The organism is Polyangiaceae bacterium (assembly GCA_016715885.1).
GTDB lineage: Bacteria > Myxococcota_A > Polyangia > Polyangiales > Polyangiaceae > Polyangium.
This window is the reverse complement of the sequence record JADJXL010000028.1, coordinates 585,742-607,011: the sequence shown is the minus strand read 5'-3', so window position 1 is coordinate 607,011 and position 21,270 is coordinate 585,742. Positions and strand designations below refer to the sequence as shown.

Below are 21,270 nucleotides of genomic sequence, written 5' to 3'. Positions count from 1 at the left end.
GTCGGGCGCATCATGGGCCCCGCGCGGATGGAGGTCCATTCAGTTCGATCACCATATCCACTCCAATCGCAGCCAGAAAGTCCCGATCGTGACTCGCAACGATCAAGCCTCCCGGCCACGCCCGTAGAGCTTCGGTCATGGCCCGTTGACCTATGAGATCCAGACTGTACGTCGGTTCGTCCAGGACCAAGACCTCCACGGGCGGGGCCCGTTGAAATAAGGCAATCAACGCAGCACGCGCTCGTTCGCCCGGGCTGAGCGACCGCAATGGCCGCTCCGCAAGCGCCAGCGGAAACTTGTGCGCAACGAGCATCCGAGCAAGCTCGTCATCACCTCGCCGAATCGTTTGCAGGCTCAGGTACGATAGCAGCGATTCGTCCGTGAGCCAATCCGATGCACCTTGCGCAATCGCACCGATTTTCGACATATCGCGCAATGCCGCGCCTCCCGTGGGAGAACGACGGCCTAGCACGACATCGAGGAGCGTGGTTTTTCCCGCTCCATTGGGACCAACGACGGCGATACGGCGCCGCCCCATGCGCAAATCGAGCGGGCCAAAGAGGGAACGTCCTCCCATTTGCACCGTCGCTCCCTGCAAAACCACGATATCGTCGGACGCGGGATCGGGCAAGGTGGGCACGGGCAATTCCAGGGCGAGGTTCACGTTCAACGCGCGCCGTGTCGACTTCGTCCATTGCCGGAGGAAATCGATTCGAGCTTCGCGCTGTTGTTTCATCCGCCCTTGGTAGACCTGCGCGCGGCCTCTTTTCGCGTTGAGCCGTATGCGAGGCGTTGCGCGGTCGAGCTCGCAGCAGCGACCTCGACGCTTTTTGCGATCCCGCCTGCGCCCGACGTGATCGATATGCTCTTCCTGCTGCACGAGGCGCTGCAAGCTGCTGGCATAACGCTCTTGCGCTTCCTGGGCATCTCGTTCCAATTGAACATCGAGACCGTCCAGCGTCCCCGAATAGGCGCGACAACCGGATTCGCTGGCGATGAAGAAATGCTCGAAATCGCCGAGCAGCCTTCTATCATGCGAAGCGACCACCAAACACCCGGGCCACGCTTTCAATGCATGGCGCAGCCACGCGACCGCGTCGTCGTCGAGATCTTCGGTGGGCTCGTCGAGTAGCAAGATGTCGGCTTCCGAAGCCAGTGCTTCCTGCAGCGCGCGTTTACGTTGCTCTCCACAACTGGTGTTCACCGGATTGACCATTTGAGGTACCCAATGGACTTTGCCATGGAGTTTCACGCGACCCGATTGAACATCGGCCTCGCCGGCCAAAACGGCAAGTAGGGAAGACTTTCCCACGCCGTTTCGGCCGATCAGCGCGACCCGTTCGTTCGACAATTGCATGTTCAATCCATCGAAGAGCGGGCGCCCAGCCGGCGTCAGGATGCGCGCTTCCGATACATGCACGAGCGTTGTCATCGATTGCCTCCTGCGATTGCATTGCGGATGTGTGACAGCACCTGAGCAGGCCCCTGAATCCGTAGCTCGAGACCTTCCTCGGCGGCAGTGCTGCTAATCACGCGACACTTGCCATAAACGAGCGACAATACATTCCCGGCCGCATAAGGAACGAACGTCGTCACTTCCTCTTCTTCGCTGCGTACCGCCCGCAAAAGCTGCTCTTCCAAGCTGGCGACTGCGATTGCATCGTGTGTGCTGAGCGCCGCCCACGGATGCCCACCGCTCCACGCATCGAGCTGTTCGGCGTATGGTTTTTCCGCGAGACGGTCGAGTTTGTTGAACACGTAGAACCTCGGGATATCGGCGGCGCCGATCTTTTCGAGGATTTCCAGCGTCGTTTGGAGGTGCAATTCTCGTTCGTAATCGGATGCATCGATGACGATGACGAGAAGGGACGCCTCGGTGATTTCGGAAAGCGTCGATTCGAAGCTGGCCATGAGCCGTTCTGGCAGGCGCCGAATGAAGCCCACCGTGTCACTGATGAGCACGTCACCGCCGTGGCGTGTCAAGCAGCGCGAGGTGGTATCCAATGTTTCGAACGGCATGTCCTTCGCCGACAAACCCGCTGCCGTCAGAGCATTCATCAGCGATGTTTTACCGGCATTCGTATACCCCACGAGCACCATACGTTTGCACGCATTGCGCTCTTTGCGTTGTGTTCGACTGGACGTCTCGAGTTTTTTCAGAGCTTTCTGCAACTCTTCGAGCCGTCCGTCGAGCTTTCGGGCCATCAGCTCCGACGCTGTTTCACCAGGCCCGCGGGCTTTCGTCATGCCTCCGGTTTGTTGGTCCATGTCCAGTCCCACGCCTCGGATTCGTGGCCGCAGGTATTCGAGCTGCGCAATTTCGACTTGAATGCGAGCGCGACGCGTTTTTGCGTGGGCCAAAAACACGTTCAGAATGATCGCTTCCCGGTCGCAAATGGGCATTCCTGCCAGGTCTTCGAGGTTGCGTGCTTGCGATGGAGACAATTCTGCATCGAGCACGAGCATGGTTGCTCCATTCGCACGGGCTCTCGAGGCAATGTCTTGCGCCGTTCCTTTGCCCAGAAGCGTTCGCGGATTCGGCTGTGACAAAAAGCAGATCTCTTGTCCAACCACGCGGCCGCCTTGGCTTTGCACCAAGGCGACGATTTCGGCCATTTGCGCGGCACGTACGTGTGCATCACGCTCTTGCCCCACCGAAACGACGTAACTTGCGCTTGCTTCTGCATCATGAGCCGGTGCAAGCGCTTTGCGTGCGGTCCAATCATCGACGATTTCTTCCCATCGACCCTCGTCGGCAAGGGGCACTTCGGCATGTTCTGCAATGGGTTTCGAGCCAAACTTAGCCATACAAAATCCTCCAATCGACGAATCTCTCGTCACCGTGCTATGCGACCGCGCACGTACGTGCGCGTATTCGGCAGCGACGCATTGGTTTGCAACGCGATCGCAACTGGCCGGCATGGGGTTCGGGGCGCAGAGCGCCGCAAGCGATCCGAAGCCCCCAATGCCAAAGCATTCTCGTGCCTCCGTCGACGCTCACGCGCACGAGACAGGAGCTGCCTGACCAGCGAGTTTGCCAAGACGGAGTCCCTTGCGCGACACAAGGCGCGTGCAAACGCGTGCACAGCAGCCTGACGCAGGGAGCTCGGACGTTCTTAGATGAAGTAGAACATCAACATGGCGACGCGAGGTTACACGGTTTCGTTTCGGCGTGCAAGGATTTTGTTCGTTCCTCTCGACGAAAGGATCTCGCACGGATTACCATCGCCGATCATGCGCTTCGGACGATGTCTTCTCGGTCCCTGGTTACTCCTGAATCTCGCCTGCATTCCAGCTTGTGGAGGCGACCCTCCCGCCGCCAAACATGCGTCCGTGGGCGAGCGTGTCGAGACGCTGCTCGAGGCGATGTCCCTCGAAGACAAGGTCGCTCAGATGCACGGGCAAAGCATCGTGGCAATGGGCGGGCTTTGGCACACGCAGGAGAACGAGACGCACAAGATACCCGGTTTCAAAATGGTCGATGGGCCGCGTGGCGTGCGTGCGGGCAAGGCGACGACGTTTCCGGTTGGCATTGCTCGCGGCGCGACGTGGGATCCCGCGCTGGAAAAGCGCGTCGGCCAGGCCATTGGCCTCGAGACGGCGGCGAAGGGTGGCAACGTGATCCTCGCGCCGACCATCAACGTGCTGCGCCACCCGCGTTGGGGACGCGCACAGGAGACCTACGGCGAGGACTCGTTTCACATTGGCGAAATGGGCGTGGGCTTCATCGAGGGCGCGCAAGAGCACGTCATTGCGAGCGCCAAGCATTTCGCTGCCAACAGCATCGAGAACACGCGCTTCACGGTCGACGTGCAGCTCGACGAACGCACGCTGCGCGAAGTGTACTTGCCGCACTTCGAAAAGGCCGTGAAGGTCGCGCGCGTGGGATCGGTGATGAGCGCGTACAATCGAGTCAACGGGCACTATTGCGCCGAGAACGAGCACCTGCTGCGCGACATCCTGAAAGGCGATTGGGGTTTTGACGGTTTCGTCGAATCCGATTGGATTTTCGGCACGCGGAGCACCGTCCCGTCGGCGCTCGCGGGGCTCGATGTCGAAATGCCTCTTGCCGCGTATTACGGCCCGCCGCTCGTCGCGGCCGTTGAAAACGGGGAGGTGCCCATGGACGTCATCGACGATGCCGTTCGGCGCATTTTGCGAAAGAAGTTCGAATTCAAGCTCGACGATCCAGCCATTGTCGATCCCGCCGTCGTGGAAAGCGCGGAGCACACGGCGCTTGCGCGCGAGGTCGCGGGGAAGGCGATTGTGTTGCTACGCAATGAAATGGGCGCATTGCCGCTCGATCCGGCGACGACGAAGAAGCTGGTCGTCATCGGAGCGCTCGCGAACACGGCGAACCTGGGCGACACGGGCAGCAGCAACGTCGTCCCCTCGTATGCGGTAACGCCGCTCGATGGGCTCATGGCGCGCGCTGGATTGACGGTCGTGCACGTGCCTGGGCCGACGCTATCGGCTGCCGATGAAGCTGCCATTGCCGACGCGGACGCGGCGATCGTGGTGGTGGGTCTCACGTCAGCGGACGAAGGCGAGGATATCGAGGGTGTATCGGCGGGCGATCGCAAATCGCTCGGGCTCCACGAGGAAGACGTTGCATTGATTGAAAGCGTAAAGGCGAACAGCCCGCGGACCATCGTCATCCTCGAAGGTGGGGCTTCCATATTGGTGGAACCTTGGATTCAAGGCACCGAGGGCGTGATGATGGCGTGGTATCCCGGCCAAGAGGGAGGCAATGCGATTGCGGACGTGCTCTTTGGCGACGTGAATCCGTCGGGGAAGTTGCCCATGACGTTCCCGATAGCAGAGACACAACTGCCTCCGTTCGTGAACGACGCCGACGTTGTCACGTACGGCTACTTTCACGGCTATCGGCATATCGATCACGAAAACCTCACGCCGAGTTTTCCCATTTGGCTTCGGCCTCTCGTACACGACGTTTGCGTATTCCGATTTTCGGCTCGACGCGACCTCGATCGAGCAAGCCGGCGAGCTCGTTGCGCATGTCGACGTGACGAATGCGGGGCAGCGTGCGGGCGAGGAGGTCGTGCAGTTATACATCAGCGTGCCGCAAAGCGTGGTGATGCGGGCGCCGAGGGAGCTGCGTGCATTTGCGCGTGTGGCGCTCGATGCGGGGCAGAAGAAAACGGTCGACCTCACGATCCGCGCGGCCGAGCTTGCGTATTGGGACGATGCGAAGGCAGCGTTCGTCGTGGAGCCGACGACGTATGAGGCGCGGGTAGGCTCGTCATCGCGCGACCTGCCGCTTTCGGCGACGTTTGCGGTGGGGCCGTGATTGGGCGCTAGATCGCCGAATCCGAAGCAAACAGTTCTTCAATGGAAGCCACGGAAAATAGCTGGGACGTCCAACGTTCGAGCTGCTCCGTGGTTGCCAAATCGATGCGGCTTCCGACGCTCGCTGGAACATCGCCGAAGCGCTGCTGCAAAAGGCTTCGCAACGTCCAGCGGAGCCCCTTCTTGTGCCCCTCGTCGAGCCCCTTCTTGTGCCCCTCGTCGAGCCCCTTCTTGTGCCCGTGCTGCTCGGCGTCTTGTTGCAGTTTCACGATCTCGGGGTTCTTCTTCGCAATGAGCGCCTTGGCGACTTCGTTTTCGGCTTCCGCAAGCGTGCTGTCGACGAGCGCTTTGACGGCAATCGGCCTGACGAACACGGGATCATCGAACATCCCATTCATGTCGAGTCGCACGAGCTCCCCGCTCGTCTTCGACCATTCGCGTAATTCCCCCGTCTTGACGAAGATGGCGAAGATGCGACGAACCCCGCGTCGAGCCAAATTCTTTGCTTTGCCCGTCACGTCGCTCATCGATTGTTCGTTCACAATCTCGAACGATAATTCCTCGAGGTACCGTGAGCCGGTTTCAGGATCGATGCCCCTTTTGCGAATGCACACATCCGTGGCAAAGTCCGAATCCACCGCGCTGCGCGTGAGCAATTCGGTTGCGACGACATACTCACGCAGCACGTGAGCAGCCAGCAAAAAGCCGGTGAGCGCTTGGGCATCTGCGTGAGGAGGAAGCGAGCCCACGTCGATGACCTCACGCCCGTCGATGAGCTCGACCTGGGACACTTCCGGCACGACGATGTGCTCGTCGACCGGCGGAAATGACGCTGGCGTGGGCTTGAACCGGCGTTCCATGCGTGCTGGTGTATGCGCTTCCGCAACACTGTGCGCGCTCGGAGCGAGAACCATGGGTGCAGCAGGAACTCTCGGGTCCATCGGTGTTCAACGTAGCAGAAAAGCGGATGTGGGTGCAACCGGGAAAGCTCGGCGAAAATGCGCTGGTGATTCGCAATCCGCGCATCCGTGAGGCAACCCGGTTCGTCATGGTCGAGGTTGCCCGGTTTACCCAGGAACATGCGGTTCGTCAAGGACAGGCTGGAGGTTCGTCGGGGATTTTTGAGGAGCACCGGGTCATAGGCGGCGGGTCCGCCTCGAGCGCCCGCTTTTACGACTTGCCTTGCCGCTTTTCGTATTGCTTGGCCAGGATTCGTCCGGCCACGTCGCGGCCGCCGAGGCCAAAGGCCAATGCCAGCGCCAAACAGATCGCCCCCAAGAGCAATCCAAACGCCAGCGAAATCAGCGTTTCGCCCACGCCCAGCTCCTGCAATGCCACGAGCGACGCAAAAAGAACCACCGCCACATGGGCCACTCGACCCAGCGCGCGAACGAGCGCGTCGGTGCTCCTTGCCGTCAAATCGTCCACTTGCTTGCCCGCGAATCGACCCAGCCACAAACCAGCCACCAAAACGACCGCGGCGATGAGTACGTTCGGCAAGTACGCAACGAATCGATCGAGCGTGGTCGCCAGCGCCTCCAAATGCATCGTCGACAGCGATTGGCGCACGAACAGCAAGAGCACCACGGCGCTCGCTACCAATCCCAACAGATCGGACGGCGTACGTAGCCGCTGCCGCCCCGCAAGCATTGCATCGACATTGCCAGCATCCCGCTCCTCGTCGATGGCCTGCACGGCTCCTGCAACAGCCTGCTTGGCAGCGTCTTCTTGAGCTTTCGCTTCGTCCGAAGCTCCAACGGCAAAGCCGATGTGCCCCATCAGCGTATTGAAACCCAGCGCTGCCACGAGGCTCGAAACCAGGTTCCCGACCACGCGCGCCAGCACCACGCCAATGGCCAAAAGCACCATACCCATGAAAAGCTTGGGCATGTAACCGTAAACTTGAGCGAGCGCCAGCGTCGCGGGTTGGCTGATTTCTTCGATTTGAAGCCGCCCGAGCGCCGAGATCGCCGCGTGCAAAAGCACGACTGCAAAGACGATCGTGCCCGCAATTTTGCTCAGCGTATGGTCTCCCAAAGCTTTGCCAAGACCAACTCGCTGCATCACCTTGTCGACGCCGACGCGAGAAAGAATGCCAGCCGTCACGGTGCGCAAAAGACGCGCTAGCAGAAAGCCCACGACGAGGATCAATGCTGCGGCAATGATGCGCGGCGCATACGTCGTCACCGTCTCCAGCGCTGCCGCAAACGGTCGGGCCAATACGCCAATCTGCAACGCTTCGACGACGGGAACTGCGGTGAGCGCCAATATCACCCAGTATACGACGTTTCCAATCATGCGTGAACTGGATACCGCCGCCGGCGCCTCGTGCTTCTTCCCCTTCTTTTTCGGCGCGGCCTCGGTCGCCTCGGTCGCAGGCGTCGCAAGCTCAGGAGCAAATTCCCCGACGCGCGCGTCGAACTTGACCTTATCGAGCAACTTCACGATCAGCGTTCGCGCGAGCATTGCCACGCCAAACCCGACCAAACCAATCGCCCCCGCCTTGGCCAATGCAGGAACGGCGCCCGTAAAGCCGCTCAACATGGCCACGAGCGGGTGCGTGATGGCATCGACGCCAAGAATGCCGAAAAACACCACGAAGACGACTGCCATTGCAATCCAGTAAACTGTGGTTGCAATGATCCGCTCGATGCGCGATTCCGCGGGACTTCCAGCGTCGGCACCAAGCAGCTCGGCGAGTTTGTTGTCGAGTGTCGTACGTTTCAAACCCGCAAAAACCATGGCGCGGATGGTCAGTGAAACCATCCAGCCCAAAACCAAAACGGCCAGGGCTGCGGCCACCGTCGGCAAGCGTTGCCCGATGACTTTGAAGACTTCGTGAATTTGGGGCATGAGCCAGTCCGGCATCGATTTCTCCTCCCGTGTTCGACCTTCGTGCTGCACGCCGTCGCGACTCCACGAAGGACGCCTTCACGTGCATATGGTCAACTGAAAAAGCACAAATATTGCGCTCTGGATGCATGTCTATCACGGAAATATTTTGAGTACAAACAAAATGAACGTGGTGATCTCGCATGACCAAGCTTGGCGGCAGATTCGACGACATGCAGTGAGACGAGAATTGCGCCCGTAGGAGTTGCAGCGCGCGAGGATGAACATGCGTCCCCGGGACGGGCCATCTTGGCTGGGCGGTGGGGGAAGGTACTGGAGCCTACGCAAAGCGAGAGCGTCGCGACGAGCCTATGCGCCTTGATGCAATCAAAAACTCGTCTGCACCTGAACCATCCAGAATGGCGCCCAGGCGCCTTCGTCACGCCGACGTCCAATGCCCACGTTCGTCACCACTTTGAGGTCGTGCTTCGCAGGGTAATAGCCGGCGTCGAGCTGGAGCTCCGTTCGCGTGTCGGCTCCGTCGAAGCCGACGACGCGCGTCAAGCATCGACCGACCAACGTTATGAAACAGGTTGATGAAACAGTTGAAACGCTGCGCGGGTCTGCGCAGGTCCGCTACCGCGATTCGTCATCCGAGCGGTCGCAGGATATCGCGGCCAAACTGCGCGATTTGTTCCGGGGTAAACGCGAGCTCTCCCGAGGGCACGCTCGCCATGCCGGTGTGTCCGTACCGACTTCCGTATTCGCCGCCCATGGCAATCGTCAAATCCAAATACGTTTCCACCTTCATCCAGGGGCGCTTGGGATCCACCATTGCCGAATCCGTAATGCCGACGATGCGTGGTTCTGTATCGGGAAACATGAGCAAACCAATGCATCCGTCTTCATTGCCCTCTGCGAGGTACCGATCGAAGACGCGTATCGATGCCGCGGCCATTTCGTCCGTCATGGGTCGTCCTGCCCAAAGACGCATCGTTTCTTCGTCACGATGCGTGATGGTGATGTCGCCGAAAGGTTTTTCTTTGAGTACCACTTCCAGCGGCGGGATCAAGAAACCGTGAATCATTTCCCAGTTGATGCACGTCGTGGGATTGGGCGACGCTGCATCGTACCGCTCCATGAGGTCCGGGGACGCATCTCGGGCAACGCGCCAGAATAGCGTAAAGCCATTGGTCACGCCGTAGAACTCGCGCAATGCGGACCCCAGTATCACGCCGTGGGTGCCTTCGAGCTGGTCGAGCTCCTTGGTATCGAGTCCTTTGCGCGTCTCGGGGCCAACGATGATCCGGGCAAGGGGGAACCCGCGCAGGGTGGCGACCATTTGGTCGAGTCGTTCTTTTATGGACAGCGTCATGAGGCCGCGACGATAGATGCAATCGGCGACGTTGTAAAGAACGACGTTCTCGACGAGCCTGTTCAGAGCGCCGAATCCGAAGCAAACAATTCTTCGATGGAAGCGACGGAGAATAGCTGGGACGTCCAAAACTCGAGCTGCTCCGCGGTCGCCATATCGATGCGACGTCCGGCGCTAGCTGAAAGAGCACCGAAGCGTTGGCGCAGGAGGCTTCGCAACATGTTGCGGCCGACATCGAGCCCCTGCTTGTGCCCCTGCTTGTGCCCGTGCTGCTCGGCGTCTTGTTGCAACTTTACGATTTCAGGGTTTTTCTTCGCAATGAGCGCCTTGGCGACTTCGTTTTCGGCTTCCGCAAGCGTGCTGTCGACGAGCGCCTTGACCGCAATCGGCCGCACGAACACGGGATCATCGAACATTGCATTCATGTCGAGCCGAACGAGCTCCCCGCTCGTCTTCGACCATTCGCGAATTTCCCCTGACTTTACGAAAATGGCGAAGATGCGACGAACCCCGCGTCGGGCCAAATTCTTTGCTTTGCCCGTCACGTCGCTCATCGATTGTTCGTTCACAATCTCGAACGACAATTCTTCCAAATACCGTGAGCCTGTTGCAGGATCGATGCCCCTTTTGCGGATGCACACGTCCGTGGCGAAGTCCGAATCCACCGAGCTGCGCGTGAGCAATTCGGTCGCCACGACGTAATCGCGCAGCACGTGCGCGGCCAGCAAAAAGCCGGTGAGCGCTTGGGCATCTGCGTGAGGAGGAAGCGAGCCCACGTCGATGACCTCACGCCCGTCGATGAGCTCGACCCGCGACACTTCCGGGACGACGATGTGCTCGTCGACCGGCGGGAACGGGGCTGGCTTGGACCGACGTTCCATGCGTGCTGGCGTATGCGCTTCCGCAACACTGTGCGCGTTCGGAGCGAGAACCATGGGTGAAGCAGGAATTCTCGGGTCCATCGGGGTTCAACGTAGCAGAAAGGTGGATGTGGGTGCAACTGGGAAAGCTCGGCGAAAATGCGCTGGTGTTTCGCAATCCGCGCATCCATGAGGCAACCCGGTTCGTCATGGTCGAGGTTGCCCGGTTTACCCAGGAACATGCGGTTCGTCAAGGACGCGTTGGCGGTTCGTCGGGGATTTCCAAAGTGGGCACCCGCCTACAACTGCACCCGCGCCGCGAGCGTTTTCGGCGCAATCATGCGGTAACTCTCGACCACGAGCGCCCGCACCTGATTCCAATCCACATCGTCATCGACCCGCATGCTGATCCAGCCATGCTTGCCGACGTACGCCGCCACGGAAAACCGCGGATCGCTCGCCACGAGCCCCGCTTGCATTTCATGCGTCGTTTTCATTCCAAGCGACCACACGCCCCCTTCCGCTCCAGCCGACGCGAATATCTTGTCACGCACCCGAAACGTCGGATGTCCCCACGTCTCCAGCTCCGTTGCTTCTGGCAATTCGAGACATATCTTGCGAAATCGTGCAATCGGTTCAGCCGGACCATCCATCTTTGGTGGATGCGGAGGCATCTGACGCGGCAAGCCAGCCGTTTTTTGCGACTTTGAAGTTTTCTTGGTCGTCTTTTTCGTCGTCGCCATGTCACTCGATCTCGTAAGTAAACAACCTGCATTCGATGGGACCATTAAAAACCGTGTGCTCCTTCTTGGGATGCAACGGAATCGCTCGAGGGATGTCCGGCGTGCCCGCGAGGATCACCACCGTGTGCCCGGACAACCTCGAGAATGCTCTGCCCATATCACGGTAAAACCCGGGTCCTGGGTCGATACGTTCGCCATACGGAGGGTTCGTGACGATGAACCCCGGAGGCTCCGTCGGCTCGACGTCCCTCACGTCACCTCGAGAAAATCGCACGGTAACACCCGCCGCTTTCGCGTTCGTCTTGGCCGCGTCGAGCACACCGATGTCGCTGCCCGCGATGAAGGGACTGTCCGCACGTTGTCGCCCGATCGCCTTTTCCCGCAAGTCCGACCATAGACGCTTGCGTACCGCATCGTGACAAACCCACCGCTCGAATGCGTATCGCGATCGAAAAATCCCTGGGGCAATGCTGCGCGCCCACAAAGCCGCTTCGATCGGGAACGTGCCCGACCCACACATGGGATCCACGAGCGGCACTGCACGGTTCCATCCGGACAAACGCAGGATCGCCGCAGCGAGCGTCTCCTTCAGCGGAGCCTCTTCGATGCGCGTCCGGTAGCCTCGACGATGCAGCGCTTCGCCCGCCAAGTCCACGTACAGCGTCACGTGGTTTCTCACGAGGTGCACGAACACGCCGAGGTCCGCGTCTTCCGTGTTCACGTTCGGCCGCGTGCCATACCGCGCGCGTTGCTGATCGACGATCGCATCCTTCGTCCGCTGCGCGATGAACTGCGTATGCGTCAGCATGCTGTCTTTGCACGACGCACGCACGGCGAGCGTATGTCGCGGCTCGATGTACTCGCTCCAGTCCACGTTTCGCACGCCGTCGTAGAGCGCTTGGCCATCGGCCGCGTCGAACTCGGCGATCGCGCACAGCACACGCGCTGCGATGCGCAGCTCCAGGCACGCGCGCATCCCTTCGCCGATGGGTCCCTCGAAGTGCACACCGCCTCGATCCGCTCGCACCTTGCGGAATCGCGCCTCGTTCAGCTCGTCACGCAACACGCCTTCCGTGCCTTTGGGCGCGGTTGCAAAAAAATGCAGCACCTTCGCGTCTGCTAGCTCGCTCGTTCGCATCGTTTGTCGAGGTAGGCGCTCGGCGCGCTGCGCGCAAGGTCCATTCGGTACCTCTTGCCGAAGGGCCTTGTCCAAGCCTACTCTGCGGACCCATGGCAAACCCTACAGCGCTCTGCGAAACGTCCCTCGGCAACTTCACGGTCGAGCTGTATCTCGACAAGATGCCCATCACCGCGCAAAACTTCATCAACCTCGCGAAGAGCGGCTTTTACGATGGGCTGCACTTCCACCGAGTCATCGACAACTTCATGATTCAGTTCGGTTGTCCGCACAGCCGTGATCCGAAGAGCCCGCGAGCGGGCACGGGCGACGGACCTCAAGGTCGGATCCAGGACGAACATCCGGAAAACGCAAAAATATCGAACGAACCCGGCACGTTATCGATGGCGAACACCGGCCAACGCAACAGCGGCTCGTGCCAATTCTTCATCAACACCGTCCACAACTCGTACCTCGATTGGTTCACGCCGGGACCGTCGAAACATCCTGTCTTCGGACGCATCATCGAAGGCATGGATGTCGTGCAAAAGATCGAGAAGACGAGGACCGATGGCGATGACCGCCCCCTCACGCCCGTGCGCATGAACAAGATCACCGTTCAAGGTGCGTGAAATCTCGGGCGATCGCCCACGCTCTGCGGCTTTCACGACACATCGCCGACGTCCCATCGCGCGCTTGCGTCATGCGCGCTCGCATGGCACGACCCATGCCTGGGCTCTGCGCCATGACCTCTCGAATTCTTTTCACTTTGGGCATCGCATTGATCTTCGCCGCAGGATGCAGCTCGCGTCCTCGCGTTGCGCCTACGGTCGATCTGCAATCGGGAGCGCGCGTACCGCCTCCTGACAATCAGGGCGATCGTGGTGAAATTTTGGTTTGGGTGCGAAATGATTCGGGACAAACCCGCACGTTTCGCCTCGCAGACGAGGGGGCACTCAACGTGCTCGGCCAGGATGACGGAATCATTCTTTCCACGTCTCGCGGTGAGCTCACTTGGCAGGCACGAGAAAAAGAGGTCGACCTCGAAGGGTGCGAGCATTTCGACGGCACGCCGGCCGTGCCCACCAAAGGAACGATTACCCTTGCGAATTTGCTGGGGCCGAATGGCGACGTCGTGCAAAAAGTGGTCGATTCAGATGGCGCCGAAGGTGGCGAAATCGACGATTTGCAACATCACGTGAACTTGCTCGGCACGATTGGCCCGTACCTCTTCATTCACGAAACATCGTATGTGTATGCTTGTGGAGCGCACGGCAATACGATCGCATCGGCGCTCATTTGGGACGCCGATCAAGGGAAAGCGATCAATCTGGTGGCCGAGCTGCCGGACAAAGACAAGCTCGTGGAGCGAGCCAAAGGGAAGCTCGAGGAGGATGATGGGGACACGGGCGCCAACAAGGAAGAGTCGGACGGCCCTTCATTGGCGCAGTTCGTGCCGGTGTATGGTGAACGAGGAGCGCTGCGCGTGGACGCGCAGTTTGCCGAGTGGGCGTGTTATGCGTGCAGCGATGGGATGTGGGGCTCGTACACGCGTAGTGCGGTCGTACCAACGGAATGGGTGCCGGAACGAATGCGAGCTTGGGTGATGCCGCCCGTGGTCGTGAAGGAGTTCTTGGAGACGCACCGCGAATGGCGTTTGGGTGGGTGGTCGAGGCGCTAGTGCATTCGAGGCGATCGTGATTGTCGCGGGGCGCGTGGTTTTCCCTGCCCATTGACCTACGTCCCTTGCTATGTTTGCGCTCGCCATGCATGGATCCCCGGACGCACGAGCGCTGCACGAGCAATACCCCGCCATCGATTTCCACGCCGATAGCCTCATGTGGTCGCGCTGGGTTGGTTATGACCTCCACGCGAGGCATGATCCGCCGCTGCCGCTCGCGGCGATCGGGGGACATGTCGATGTGCCGCGTCTTCGTGAAGGCGGCATTGGTGCGCAATTCTTTGGCCTCGTATCGCTTCCCATTGGTCAACGCAGCGGTTTGGCGCGTGTCGTCGACGAACAAATCGACGCGCTCGAAACGAACATTGCGTACGCGCCGGATCGACTCGCCAAAGTGCGCACGGCCGCGGAAATCGAGGCAGCGCGGGCAGCCGGGAAAATCAGCGCTTTGCTTGGAATCGAAGGCGGCCATACCCTCGAAGGATCCCTTCACACGCTCGAACACTTTGCCCGTCGCGGCGTGCGTTATCTGGGTTTGTGTCATTTCAGTCGCAATGAACTGTGTTTTCCCGCGTATGGTCGAGGTCGCGACGATGATGCGGGTCTTACGCCGTTCGGTCGTGATGTCGTCAAACGATGTGAAGACTTGGGCGTCATCGTGGATTTGGCGCACATCAATCGAAAAGGGTTTCTCGAGGTTTGTTCCATGGCGACGCGTCCGCCCATTGTGAGTCACACGGGCGTGATTGGAGCGTTCGAGCATTGGCGCAACATCGACGATGCGCAATTGCGTGCCGTAGCGGACAAGGGCGGTGTCGTTGGCGTCATTTTTTGTCCCAAGTTTTTGGGTGGCGATGGACTCGAGCCTGTCGTGAAGCATTTGCGGCACATCATTGACGTATGTGGTGAAGACGCTCCCGCGCTCGGATCGGATTGGGATGGTTTTATCGTCCCCACCCGTGACTTATGCGATGCGTCCCGTCTCCCGCTGCTCACGGACGCGCTTCTCGAGGCAAAATTCCCGCCTGAAACGATTGGCAAGATATTGCGTGGCAATGCGATGCGGGTGCTTTCAGAAGTGCCGTAGATATGGCCTGCGTGCAAACGAATTGAGGTCGTAGTCTGCATGTTTTCCGGCGCTTGCGGGGGGGCCCCGCTGTTTGAGCCCGCGAAGCGGGCGAGTTCGGGGTCCCGCGAGTGCCGGAAAACATGCGGGCTGCGACCGGGCCCGCATTTACGAAGCGAGTTCCCGAGTCGCAGCCCGGCCCCAATCAAATCCCTACGAGCGGCCCTGTCCCATTGTCGCCGAATGTCTCCACCGGCGCTCCGATACCTTGCAGCATCGAAATGAACAGGTTCGCCATCGGGGTCTTCTCCGGCACCACGACATGCCGCCCCGGCGTGAACGTGCCTCCAAGGCTTCCGCCCACGAGCACCGGCAAATTCGTGTGCCGATGCGCATTCCCATCCTCGATTTCGCTCGAGAAAAACACCGCCGACGAATCCAGCGCCGTCACGCCATTGCCTTCGTCTACCGCATCGAGTTTGGTCAAGAGGTACGCGAATTGCTCCACTTCCCACCGATTGATCGTCGTGAGTTTGTCGAAGTTCGCCGGATTGTCTTGGTGATGCGAAATCTCGTGATGTCCCTCGTTCACCAGCAAGAACGGATAACTCCGCCCGCTACCTGCATTGCCCAGCATGAACGTCACGACCCGCGTCGCGTCGCATTGTACCGCCAATGCCATCAGGTCCAACATCATTTTCACGTGCTCGGGATACGGCAAATCCCCCGGCGGCCTGTCGATCGCCGTGCAAACAGGACCGCTGCCCGTTTTTTGGATCTTCTTCTCGAGCTCGCTCACGCCCGTCATGTATTCGTCGAGCTTGCGTTTGTCGGTCGTCCCGAGTTTTGCCGAAAGCGAGTTTGCCTCGCCGAGCACGTAATCCAAAACGCTCGTGCGGTAGATCTTTTGTCGCGCTTGCTCTTCCGCCGTCGCTTTCGGATCGAATCCGCCGAAAAGAATGTCCCACACGACTTGTGGATTGACCGTTTTCGGTAGCGGCTGCGTTTCCGAAGCCCACGAAATGTTCCGTGCGTACGCGCAGCTATATCCGGAATCGCAGTCGCCAGCGCTCGAACCACCGTCGATACCCATCTGCATCGATGGAATGCGCGTCGCTCCGCCAATTTGCGCAGCGGCCACCTGGTCCATCGAAATGCCATTCTTGATGTTGGCGCCCTCCGTCTTGACGACGTGCCGACACGTGAGAAACCCGGCAGTACCCGCAGCATGATCGCCCGGACCATCTGGACGGGCCGGCGTATTCTCGAGCCCCGTCAAGACGAGCACTTTTTGGCGAATGGGCGCGATCGGTTCGAGAATGGACGGCGGCGTGTATTGATCGCCTTGCTCTTTGGGCGTGAAGTTCGCCATGTGGATGCCGTTTGGAACGTAAAACGCCAAAATGCGGCGAATGTCGTTCGGCGCGGCGATTACGCTTTTGCCCATCATCGATTCCAAGAAGGGCAGGGTCAACACTGCGCCGGCACCACCCAGGAACAAGCGGCGAGAGAGCTTATGACGTTTCATTTTCCACCTCCAATCGCCTCACCACGCCGCATGCGGAATGGCTCGCTCGTTGCGATGAGCTTGATCAAGTCGGTAAACGTTTGTCCGCGGTCGCTGAGCAATTTCACGAGATGCTCGAGGTGCACGTCGTCGACCGGGTAGATCCCTCGTCCCAGCGCATACGTCATCATTTTTTCCGTCACGCAATGCGAGAAGCGCGGATCCTGCGCCAAAAGGGCACTCAGCTCGGGCATCCCATTGAATGTCTTTCCGCCCGGAAGCTCGCCCGATGCATCGATGGCGAACCCATTGTCGTCCGTGCGGAACGACCCGATACCGTCGTATTGTTCGAGCCCGAAGCCGAGGTTGTCCATTTCGATGTGGCACGAGGCACAAATCGGATTTTCTCGGTGCTTTTCGAGCCTTTGACGAATGGTGCCCGTCGGCATCTCTTCCGTGACGAGCCCCTCGACGCCAGGCGGAGGCGCTGGCGGCTCCGAACAGAGAAGCTGCGTCAGCACCCATTTTCCTCGTTTGACCGGTGACGTGCGCGTCGGGAACGACGTGACCGTCAAAATGCTCCCTTGCGCCAAGAGCCCTCTTCGTTGCGGATCGTCGATCGTCACCTTGGTGAAGTCCGCGCCCGGCGAGGGCAAACCGTAATGCGTCGCCAGCCGATCGTCGATGTACGTGAAATCGGCCGTGAGCATTTGCGGAATCGGCAGCTCGCTGCGCAGAAACTCGCGGAAGAACAATTTCGTCTCTTGCCGCATCGACGCGCGAAGGTCGTCGTCCCACATCGGGAACGCGTAATAATCCGGCTGGTGGTCGTCGAGCGCCCGCGTGTAGAGCCATTGACCGGCGAAATTGTCGATGAGCGCATCGGCTTTCGGGTCCTGCAACATCCTATCGACTTGCGCTTCGATTTCCGCCGGATCCTGGAGTTTGCCCTCACGGGCCGCGGCAAACAGTGCTTCGTCCGGCATGCTGCTCCAGATGAAGTACGACAGCCGTGATGCCAATTCGAAGTCGTTCAGCGGATGCGCAGGCGTTGCCGAATTCGGATTCGGATCCATCTCCGGACGGAACAAGAAATGCGGCGAACTGAGAATCGCTCGCAGCGCAATCTCCACGCCCATGTCGACCGTTTGCCCCTGGGCTTTCGCTACGTCGACGATCGCCACCAGGCGATCGATTTCCGCAGCAGAAGCGGGACGACGGAACGCTCGCTCGGCAAACTTCTCCAGCACCTGCCGCACGCACGAAACACCCTCGTTCAAGTCGCAGATGACGATTTTTTGACGAATTGGATTGATCCCGACGACCCCGAGCGGCCCTTCGACTTCGATCCAATCGATGATCAAGTTGCGATCGGCACCCGCGTCCGGATCGTAATAATCGTTCAAGAACTCGACCGACACGACCTGCGTTCCCGCAGTGACCTTCGCCGTTGCCGATACGACCTCGGGATTGGCAGAGGTGGAAGCCACGTTGAATGTACCAATCGCGCTTCCGCCCACGACGAGGTTCATTTGCACCGATTCCGGACCCGCTTGCTGCCCCCATACGCGCGCCGAAATCTTGTATTCGCCAGACGACGGGAAATCATGCGTCATCGGCAATTCGCCGCCGCTCCACAAGTTCCATTGGTCGCCCGTCGCCGCGCCCACTTGACCTTGCAGCGTCTCCGCTTCCACGTGCGCCGTTTCAGACGGCGACGGCACGTTCATCGCCTCACGCGCCAAATCCTCGGCCGCACGTGAATACAGCTCGACCTGCAGTGGCGATAATGACAACACGTCCGAAATGTTGTCGAACCCATATCCGCGATCGTCGGCGGGGAAATCCTTTGCTGGCTGCAATGACGTCCCGAGCAGATCGCGCACGGTGTTGTTGTATTCGACTCGGTTGAGTCGATGCATGGTGACGCGTCCCGGATCGCTGGCCGCAGGAGCGGCGTCATCCGAGCAACCGATGGGCAGCGACAACAAGGCACATAGGCCGACGAGTGGCAATGACGAACCACTACGCAGCTTGAAAGCTCGTCTCGATGTGAAGTTCTTTTCGGGCATCATGACCTCCCGGTGGAATGTCGATGATGCATGAAAAGTCGGGTCAGATGTGGAAAAAAGCGCGTCTCAATCCGGTCCGCGCACGCAAAGTGGAAATATGTAACCCAATGAACCAGGGAAATGTCCCAGCGAGCCACCCGTGGCGTTTAGCTCGAAAAATCTGCCCTCGATTGACGTGGGCGTTGAAGACCAAATTTGCCGACCATATTCGATTTCGAACAGTTGATGAACTGCAGGAGCGTCGGCATCTGCTCGCTCGTCGTCGACGATGGTTGCGAGCTCCTTTGCGTTGGGAAGCCGAAAATCGCCATAGGCTCCATCGGGTGCTTTGCGACACGCATCGATTGCACTTCGCCAACTATCCGCGGGCTCGAGCAGTTTTTTCATCCACATGAGTCCGGTGCGAGTGTCACGGACGAATCGATCCTCTTCGCCAGCAATCTCGAATGGACCTGTCTTGAAGGATTCACCATCACTTTTGACACAAAGCGCTCCCACGTGGGTCGAGGTATGATCGGACCGAATGATATATTCCGACATACAGGAAACGCAAAAATCCACGGACCAGTAACGATCGGGGTCGGTGGCATATCGGGTCGACGTCCAGTACGCCGATGCTTGAACGTCGGGGAACGCGTCGGTGTCGATGCGAATCGGCGAATTCGCCCGAAAGTCCAAAATCGATACCAATTCGATGCGTGTCGGAAGCCGATAATCTCCTGGCAATACGTCGCAATATTTGGTCGCAAGCTCGTGACTTTGCGGCTCGCCCGGCAGCCGATACCATACGAGACCCGTAATGGAATCGATGACCTCGTTTCCTGAAATCCGATAAGATGGACGAGCTGTTACGAAGTGACCATCTTGTGGTGCGGTATCGCGTACGGATTCGCATTTCACGGTCATCGTTCCATCCGAGCAGGGAACGGAGAGCGAGTCGGGGAAACCCAAATAAGGCAGGTGTTCTTCGAGACCCGCGATAGGCGCGCAGGAAGCGAGCACGAGCGTGAAGCACGGTGCAATAACCGAAACGCCGAAGCTCGTACGTGCGCGTCGTGATGGTCGGTCGGCGAGGTGAAGGGCAGGCATACCACCAAACTACGCAGATCACGGTACGAAATGTCAAGGCCGAACGCGAGAAACACGCGCTCGGCATGGAGATTCTTTCCCAAGCGGTCGAATTTCGGCTATTCTGCGCCAAAACGTTGGAGAAACTCGACGCATGAACGACAACGCCAAGCCAGAGGGCACGCTTCAGGTTGCCGTGGGTGACGTCGTTGCATGCAAATACCGCGTCGAGCGAGTGCTTGGGCAAGGAGCGATGGGGGTCGTCGTCGCGGCTCGCCACGAAGACCTCGGCCAGAAAGTGGCGATCAAGCTGCTTCACCCGGACGTGAGCGCTTCCGATGATGGGCGCGAACGATTCTTGCGGGAAGCCCGCGCCGCCGCGAAACTCGAAAGCGACCATGTCGTACGCGTTTTCGACGTTGGAACGTTCGGGGACAAACACGCGTACATGGTGATGGAACACCTCGAGGGGTCCGATCTCGAGCGGTACCTCGATGGTCGCGGCCCTCTCGACATCGAAGAGGCCGTCGACTACGTTATGGAAGCGCTCGAAGCGCTCGCGCATGCTCACGCGCACGGCATGGTTCATCGGGACATCAAACCATCCAACCTTTTTCTCACGCAAAGGGTCGATGGCACGCGTCGCGTGAAGATTCTCGATTTTGGCATTTCAAAAACGGATGCCGGGCTCGGTGTGTCGTCTCCGGGCAGCTCCACGCTCACGTCGCCCCACGCCGTATTGGGATCGCCGGCTTATATGGCGCCCGAACAAATTCGAAGCTCGAAAACCGTCGATCAAACGGCCGATATCTGGTCCGTGGGCGTCATGCTTTACGAGCTCACGAGCGGCAAGTCGCCTTTTCTTGGAGAAAGCGTTGGCGATACGCTCGCTCGGGTTCTCATGGGCAACGTGGAGCCGTTGTCGGTAGTTCGTCGAGACGCACCAAAAGAACTCAGCGACGTCGTCGCGCGGTGCCTCGAAATGGACGAGAAAAAACGATTTCAAAACGTCGCGGAGCTTGCGGTAGCCCTCGCGCCGCTCGGATCGTCACGCACGAAGGAATTGCCCGAACGAATTGCCCGAGTGCTCGGTGCTGATATGACCGCGCGGGGTCATCGAGCCATCGGCCCGCTCGATCGAAATGGCGGCGTCGATGTTTCGGCGGAGACGATTGCAGCACCAGCGAAGTCAACAGCGAACGGCACACAAATTACCGCTACGTCCACGGGATCGACGCATGGATTAACGCGATCGTCGCGTACTTATTTGGGCGTTGCGGCGGCTACTGCTTGTGGTGTGGCTATCATGCTGTTCATGACCATGCGTCCCGGTTCGGACGGTCGGCCGCAATCCACGCGGGAGCACGTGCCGGTGGCGATGGAAAGTGTGCAGCAGCCTGCGCCAACGCCCGTCGCGTCACCGAAAATCGTGCCGGTTGGCGTGCCTGATGCACCGACGCCGACGCCGCACGCATCGGCCGCAATGCCATTGCCATCGGCATCGGCTACGATGGCCCCGGTGCATACGATTTCCTCATCGAAACAAATGACGCAGCCAGTTTCGTCGCAATCGAAGAAAACTCCTGCAAAAACACCAACCCCAGGGTATCCCGCCGGCCTGCTCGATGGTCGGGATTGA

General features: G+C 59.5%; 18 protein-coding genes. 6 read left to right on the top strand and 12 right to left on the bottom strand.

Features of this window, described 5'->3' with window-relative positions; genetic code table 11:
* Positions 1-10: 10 nt before the first annotated feature.
* Together IPM54_43900 and hflX are read right to left on the bottom strand one after the other, a co-directional pair.
* On the bottom strand, positions 11-1,432 hold the full coding sequence (locus IPM54_43900) for an ABC-F family ATP-binding cassette domain-containing protein (protein MBK9266718.1): 1,422 nt from the start codon (positions 1,430-1,432) through the stop codon (positions 11-13).
* A complete protein-coding gene (hflX, locus tag IPM54_43895) occupies positions 1,429-2,808 on the bottom strand; it encodes a GTPase HflX (GenBank protein ID MBK9266717.1) in 1,380 nt (459 codons plus the stop codon). Before hflX ends, IPM54_43900 begins: the two co-directional genes overlap by 4 nt.
* Before the next feature lie 426 nt (positions 2,809-3,234).
* Between hflX and IPM54_43890 the strand changes: the two genes are divergently transcribed.
* Positions 3,235-5,247, top strand: coding sequence for a glycoside hydrolase family 3 C-terminal domain-containing protein (locus tag IPM54_43890; protein MBK9266716.1), 2,013 nt, complete (start codon positions 3,235-3,237; stop codon positions 5,245-5,247).
* Between the two features lie 71 nt (positions 5,248-5,318).
* Here IPM54_43890 and IPM54_43885 read toward each other — a convergent pair whose 3' ends face one another.
* From IPM54_43885 to IPM54_43855, 7 genes are all read right to left on the bottom strand, one after another.
* Entirely contained in the window at positions 5,319-6,251 is a 933-nt protein-coding gene (locus tag IPM54_43885) for a hypothetical protein (GenBank protein MBK9266715.1), read from the bottom strand.
* Between the two features lie 229 nt (positions 6,252-6,480).
* A complete protein-coding gene (locus IPM54_43880) occupies positions 6,481-8,178 on the bottom strand; it encodes a mechanosensitive ion channel (protein ID MBK9266714.1) in 1,698 nt (565 codons plus the stop codon).
* A gap of 351 nt (positions 8,179-8,529) precedes the next feature.
* Positions 8,530-8,706 (bottom strand): hypothetical protein, encoded by a 177-nt coding sequence (locus tag IPM54_43875; protein ID MBK9266713.1) that lies wholly within the window; start codon positions 8,704-8,706, stop codon positions 8,530-8,532.
* 85 nt (positions 8,707-8,791) lie between these two features.
* Positions 8,792-9,517 (bottom strand): SMI1/KNR4 family protein, encoded by a 726-nt coding sequence (locus IPM54_43870; GenBank protein MBK9266712.1) that lies wholly within the window; start codon positions 9,515-9,517, stop codon positions 8,792-8,794.
* 62 nt (positions 9,518-9,579) lie between these two features.
* Positions 9,580-10,479 carry a hypothetical protein gene (locus tag IPM54_43865; protein MBK9266711.1) on the bottom strand — a complete coding sequence of 300 codons (900 nt, stop codon included), beginning with the start codon at positions 10,477-10,479 and terminating at the stop codon, positions 9,580-9,582.
* A 197-nt stretch (positions 10,480-10,676) separates the two neighbouring features.
* On the bottom strand, positions 10,677-11,030 hold the full coding sequence (locus IPM54_43860) for an MmcQ/YjbR family DNA-binding protein (GenBank protein ID MBK9266710.1): 354 nt from the start codon (positions 11,028-11,030) through the stop codon (positions 10,677-10,679).
* Positions 11,031-11,121: 91 nt separating this feature from the next.
* Positions 11,122-12,225, bottom strand: a complete 1,104-nt coding sequence (locus IPM54_43855; protein MBK9266709.1) for an RNA methyltransferase — start codon at positions 12,223-12,225, stop codon at positions 11,122-11,124.
* 125 nt (positions 12,226-12,350) lie between these two features.
* On the opposite strand from IPM54_43855, the gene IPM54_43850 reads away from it, so the two are divergent.
* The 3 genes from IPM54_43850 to IPM54_43840 all read left to right on the top strand — a co-directional run bounded on the left by IPM54_43850 (position 12,351) and on the right by IPM54_43840 (position 15,005).
* The gene (locus IPM54_43850) at positions 12,351-12,869 is read left to right on the top strand and encodes a peptidylprolyl isomerase (GenBank protein MBK9266708.1); all 519 of its coding nucleotides are present in this window, start codon (positions 12,351-12,353) and stop codon (positions 12,867-12,869) included.
* Positions 12,870-12,982: 113 nt separating this feature from the next.
* Positions 12,983-13,918 carry a hypothetical protein gene (locus tag IPM54_43845; protein MBK9266707.1) on the top strand — a complete coding sequence of 312 codons (936 nt, stop codon included), beginning with the start codon at positions 12,983-12,985 and terminating at the stop codon, positions 13,916-13,918.
* Positions 13,919-14,003: 85 nt separating this feature from the next.
* The gene (locus tag IPM54_43840; protein MBK9266706.1) at positions 14,004-15,005 is read left to right on the top strand and encodes a dipeptidase; all 1,002 of its coding nucleotides are present in this window, start codon (positions 14,004-14,006) and stop codon (positions 15,003-15,005) included.
* A gap of 184 nt (positions 15,006-15,189) precedes the next feature.
* Here the strand turns inward: IPM54_43840 and IPM54_43835 are convergent, their stop codons facing one another.
* The 3 genes from IPM54_43835 to IPM54_43825 all read right to left on the bottom strand — a co-directional run bounded on the left by IPM54_43835 (position 15,190) and on the right by IPM54_43825 (position 19,565).
* Complete coding sequence (locus IPM54_43835) at positions 15,190-16,512, bottom strand: DUF1552 domain-containing protein (GenBank protein ID MBK9266705.1); 1,323 nt, start codon at positions 16,510-16,512, stop codon at positions 15,190-15,192.
* Positions 16,509-18,566 (bottom strand): DUF1592 domain-containing protein, encoded by a 2,058-nt coding sequence (locus IPM54_43830; protein MBK9266704.1) that lies wholly within the window; start codon positions 18,564-18,566, stop codon positions 16,509-16,511. The genes IPM54_43835 and IPM54_43830 overlap by 4 nt, the downstream gene beginning before the upstream one ends.
* A gap of 63 nt (positions 18,567-18,629) precedes the next feature.
* Positions 18,630-19,565, bottom strand: a complete 936-nt coding sequence (locus IPM54_43825; protein ID MBK9266703.1) for a DUF1566 domain-containing protein — start codon at positions 19,563-19,565, stop codon at positions 18,630-18,632.
* Between the two features lie 53 nt (positions 19,566-19,618).
* On the opposite strand from IPM54_43825, the gene IPM54_43820 reads away from it, so the two are divergent.
* Positions 19,619-19,789, top strand: coding sequence for a hypothetical protein (locus IPM54_43820; GenBank protein ID MBK9266702.1), 171 nt, complete (start codon positions 19,619-19,621; stop codon positions 19,787-19,789).
* The gene (locus IPM54_43815) at positions 19,786-21,270 is read left to right on the top strand and encodes a protein kinase (GenBank protein MBK9266701.1); all 1,485 of its coding nucleotides are present in this window, start codon (positions 19,786-19,788) and stop codon (positions 21,268-21,270) included. Before IPM54_43820 ends, IPM54_43815 begins: the two co-directional genes overlap by 4 nt.